Raw genomic sequence first — 4,658 nt, 5'->3', positions numbered from 1 at the left:
GCACGGTGGTGACGATGGCGTCGGCCTCGCCGAGGGCGGCCAGCAGCTCCGGCTCGGCGCCGCGCAGCGAGGCGCAGTAGTAGGCGCGGGCCTGGGCGCCCTGGTCCTCGACCGCGCGGCAGAGGGTCTCCACGAAGGCGGTGTTGCCGCTCATGTGGTGGGCGCGGTAGTAGAGCACCGCGACGGTCGGGCCCTCGGTGGTGCGGGCGGTGCGCTCCAGCGGGCCCCAGGCCGGGGCGGAGGCGGGCGGGGCGAAGCCGTGGCCGGTGAGCAGCACCGTGTCGGAGAGGAAGGCGCCGAGCTCGGCGAGGTTGGCCGCGCCGCCGTGGGCCAGGTAGGCGTGCGCCTCGGCGGCGATGCCGGCCGGGACGGTGGACAGCTCCATCAGCTGGGCGTCGGGGGCCTGTTCGCCGGTCAGCACGATCACCGGGCGGGGGCCGGCGAGCAGGGCGTCCAGGCCCTCCTGCCAGGCGCGGCGGCCGCCGAGCAGGCGGACCACGACCAGTTCGGTGCCCTCCAGCAGGGCGGGCAGCTCCTCGGCGGTGAGCCGGGCCGGGTTGCCGAGCCGGTAGCGGACCGGACCCTCGGACGCGCGGGCACTGAGCAGGTCGGTGTCTGACGTCGACAGCAGCAGAATCATGCGAAGGCCCTCCCGGCCTCGGAGCAGCCCCGAGCCGAAGGGCGCGCCGGCGTTGAAAGCGATGAGTGACAGGCGAATGACGAAGGAAGGAGCGCCGGAGCGAAGAGCGTCGACGGCGGGTCCGAGCGCCCGGAGACGAGTGGGCGAGTCTCTGCGGGCAAGGACGATGGCACGGAGCACCACGAGGGCGCGGGCATGCGGCGGCGCATGGCTTCAAGCCTTCCTCGGGGTCCGCGCCCCGGGCGGGTGGAGGACGGCAGGAGTTCCTGGCTCCCGCGCTTCCCCGGAGGCCCGGTGAAGCGCGGTCACAGTGGCGGGACCGCACCGGGTTCGCACCGGTTTCCTCCCCTGCGCCGTCGCTGGCGTGCGGACGGTCCGCGGGGACCGTCCGCGAGCATCGTACGGGGTGAGGCTGACCTGGGGGAGTGCAGGTTCCGGCCGGTGCGGACGGCTCGGAGGTGTGATCGACGGTACGGCGGCAACCCTTCGGATCCTCGGTATGCTCGCCGCCATGCCTCCCGAACCCGACGTCGTCGCGCCGGGCGCCGCCGTGCCCGACCGGGCGCGTTCGGACGCCTGCCCAGGGGCCCTTCGTCTGCATACCGCCGACGACGGCGCCCTGGCACGGGTCCGGCTGCCCGGAGGGCTGCTGACGGACCGTCAGTCAGGCGCTGGCGCTGGTCGAGGCGGCCGAGACGCTCGGCGACGGCCGCCCGGAGATCACCTCGCGCGGCAACGTCCAACTGCGCGGCCTGGCTTCGGACTGCGGCGGCGAACTCGCCGAGCGGCTGCGGGCCGCCGGCCTGCTGCCCTCCGACACCCACGAGCGGGTCCGCAACATCGTCGCCTCGCCCGGCCCCGGCGCCGGGCCCGCCGAGGGCGCCGCCGATGTGCGGGCCTGGGCGCGCGCCCTCGACGCGGCCCTGTGCGCCAGCCCGTGGGCGACCGGCCTGTCCGGAAAGTTCCTGTTCGCCCTGGACGACGGCCGCGGGGACGTCGCCGCCCTGGACGCCGATGTGACATTGATCGCAGGCCCGGACGGCACCGCCCTGCTGCGCCTCGGCCGGGCCGCCACCGCGCGGCCGGTGCCGGCCGGGCGGGCGGTCGCGGCGGCGCTGGACGCGGCCCGGGAGTTCCTGGACGCGCAGCGCGCCGCCGGGCTGCGGGCCTGGCACCTGCGCGAACTGCCCGATCTGCTGCCGCCGGGCCCGGTGCCGCTGCCGCCGCCGGCCGGTACCCGTCCGCCGCTCGGCGCCCTGCCGGGGGGCGGGCTGCATGTGGGCCTGCGCTTCGGCGCGGCCACGGCCGGGCAGTGGCGGGCGCTGGTGGACGCCGCCGAGGGGGAGCTGCGGCTGACCCCGTGGCGCGGCGCGGTGCTGCCCGGCGCTCCCGCCGACCGGCTCCCCGCGCTCGCGGCGGCCGGCTTCCGGACGGCGGCCGGGACGGCCTGGGACGGCGCGAGCGCCTGCACCGGGCTGCCGGGCTGCGCGAAGTCGCGGTCCGACGTCCGGGCCGACGCGGCCCGGGCACTGGATTCGCCCCGGGCACTGGACTTGCTCCGGGCACTGGACTCGCCCCGGGTGCTGGATTCGCCCCGGGTGCTGGACGAGGGTGCGGCCCTGCTGCCGGTGCACTGGTCGGGCTGCGAACGCCGCTGCGGCCACCCCGCCGGACGCCGGGTGGACGTGCTGGCGACCGGGGAGGGCTACCGGGTGGCGGTGACCGGCGGGCCGCAGGGGCGGGACACCGCCACCGTGGAAGTGACGAACGAGCAGATGGCCGCGGCGGTCGCCGCGGCCCGGAGGACCACGTGATCGAGTACGAGAAGGACGGCGCGTCCATCTACCGCCAGTCCTTTGCCACCATCCGGGCCGAGGCCGATCTGGCCGGACTGCCCGCGGACGTCGCCCAGGTCGCGGTGCGGATGATCCACGCCTGCGGCATGGTCGACCTGGTCGAGGACCTGGTGTACTCGCCCGGCGCGGTCGCCTCCGCGCGCGCCGCCCTGCGGGCCGGGGCGCCGATCCTGTGCGACGTCAACATGGTCGCCAGCGGCGTCACGCGCAAGCGGCTGCCGGCCGACAACGAGGTGATCTGCACCCTCACCGACCCGTCGGTGCCGGAGCTGGCCCGGGCGATGGGCAACACCCGCAGCGCCGCCGCGATGGAGCTGTGGCTGCCCCGGCTGGAGGGCGCGGTGGTCGCCGTCGGCAACGCCCCGACCTCGCTGTTCCGCCTGCTGGAGCTGATCGAGGCCGGCGCCCCGCGCCCGGCCGCCGTGATCGGCGTACCGGTCGGCTTCATCGGCGCGGCCGAGTCCAAGGAGGCCCTGGCGGCGCACCCGGCCGGCCTGGAGCACCTGGTGGTGCGCGGGCGGCGCGGCGGCAGCGCGATGGCCGCGGCGGCGATCAACGCGATTGCGAGCGAAGAAGAGTGACGGTTCATCAGACAGTCGACCAGCAGGCAACCGGCCGGCTCTACGGCGTGGGCCTCGGCCCCGGCGACCCGTCGCTGGTGACCGTCCGCGCCGCCGAACTCATCGGCAAGGCCGATGTGGTGGCGTACCACAGCGCGCGGCACGGCCGTTCGATCGCCCGCTCCATCGCCGAGCGGTATCTGACGGGTGGTCAGATCGAGGAGAAGCTGGTCTACCCGATCACCGTCGAGACCACCGACCACCCCGGCGGCTACCGGGGTGCGCTGGACGACTTCTACCAGGAGGCCGCCGAACGCCTGGCCGCCCACCTGGACGCCGGCCGCGACGTGGTGGTGCTCGCCGAGGGGGACCCGTTCTTCTACGGCTCCTACCAGCACATGCACAAGCGCCTCGCGCACCGCTACCCGACCGAGGTGGTGCCCGGCGTGACCTCGGTCAGCGCCGCGGCGGCCCGGCTGGGCCAGCCGCTCACCGAGGCCGAGGAGACGCTCACCGTCATCCCCGGCACGCTGCCCGAGGAGGAGCTGACCGCGCGCCTGGCCGCCGCCGACTCCGCCGTGGTCATGAAGCTCGGCCGCACGGCCGCACCTTCCCGACCGTGCGCCGCGCGCTGGAGCGGGCGGGCCGGCTGGCCGACGCCCAGTACGTCGAGCGGGCGTTCATGGACGGCGAGCGGACGGCCCCGCTGGCCTCCGTCGACCCGGACACGGTCCCCTACTTCTCGGTGGCCGTGCTGCCCAGCAAGGTCGCCCCGCTGGAGGCCCCGGCCCCCGACCTGAGCGGCCCGGGCAGCGTCACCGTCGTCGGCACCGGCCCGGCCGGCCCGCTCTGGCTGACCCCCGAGGCCCGCGGCGCCCTCGCCGCCGCGACCGACCTGGTCGGCTACACCACCTACCTCGACCGGGTGCCGGAGCGGCCCGGCCAGACCCGGCACGGCTCCGACAACAAGGTGGAGTCCGAGCGCGCCGAGTTCGCCCTCGACCTGGCCCGCCGGGGCCACCGGGTCGTGGTGGTCTCCTCCGGCGACCCGGGCGTCTTCGCGATGGCCACCGCCGTGCTGGAGGTCGCCTGCGAGGAGTCCTACCGCGAGGTGCCGGTGCGGATCGTCCCCGGGATGACCGCCGCGCACGCGGCCGCCTCCCGGGCCGGCGCCCCGCTCGGCCACGACTACGCGGTGGTGTCGCTCTCCGACCGCCTCAAGCCGTGGGAGGTGGTCGCGGCCCGCCTGCGCGCCGCCGCCGGGGCGGACCTCGTGCTCGCCCTCTACAACCCCGGCTCGCAGTCCCGCACCACCCAGGTCGGCCTGGCCCGGGACCTCCTGCTGGAGTACCGCGCCCCGGAGACCCCGGTGGTGATGGCCCGCGACGTCGGCGGCCCCACCGAGCGGGTCCGCACCGTCCCCCTCGGCGAGCTCGACCCGGCCGAGGTCGACATGCGGACCATCCTCCTGATCGGCTCCTCCCAGACCCAGCACGTCCCCCGCGCCCCGCACCCGGACGTCACCTGGACCCCCCGCCGCTACCCGGAGGCCTGAGCGCCGCCCCGCCGCCCCGGGCCCGCCGACGGGCCCGGGGCGGATCG

At 76.5% G+C, this 4,658-nt stretch carries 3 protein-coding genes, 1 pseudogene and 1 riboswitch; of the genes and pseudogenes, 3 read left to right on the top strand and 1 reads right to left on the bottom strand.

What is annotated here, in order from left to right; translation table 11 throughout:
- Positions 1-640 (bottom strand): cobaltochelatase subunit CobN (locus VR45_RS13570; protein ID WP_045939984.1); only part of this gene is annotated, 640 nt, incomplete at its 3' end.
- A gap of 260 nt (positions 641-900) precedes the next feature.
- Positions 901-986: riboswitch (cobalamin riboswitch) on the bottom strand.
- A gap of 544 nt (positions 987-1,530) precedes the next feature.
- Between VR45_RS13570 and VR45_RS13565 the strand changes: the two genes are divergently transcribed.
- From VR45_RS13565 to VR45_RS13555, 3 genes and pseudogenes are all read left to right on the top strand, one after another.
- Complete coding sequence (locus VR45_RS13565) at positions 1,531-2,454, top strand: precorrin-3B synthase (RefSeq protein WP_234325965.1); 924 nt, start codon at positions 1,531-1,533, stop codon at positions 2,452-2,454.
- A complete protein-coding gene (locus tag VR45_RS13560) occupies positions 2,451-3,077 on the top strand; it encodes a precorrin-8X methylmutase (protein ID WP_030392140.1) in 627 nt (208 codons plus the stop codon). Before VR45_RS13565 ends, VR45_RS13560 begins: the two co-directional genes overlap by 4 nt.
- Positions 3,074-4,611 (top strand): annotated as a pseudogene (locus VR45_RS13555) (precorrin-2 C(20)-methyltransferase). The gene VR45_RS13560 and the pseudogene VR45_RS13555 overlap by 4 nt, the downstream one beginning before the upstream one ends.
- The last annotated feature ends 47 nt before the right edge of the window (positions 4,612-4,658 follow it).

This window comes from Streptomyces sp. NRRL S-495 (assembly GCF_000966955.1).
Classification (GTDB): domain Bacteria; phylum Actinomycetota; class Actinomycetes; order Streptomycetales; family Streptomycetaceae; genus Kitasatospora; species Kitasatospora purpeofusca.
This window is presented reverse-complemented; position numbering and strand designations above follow the sequence as displayed.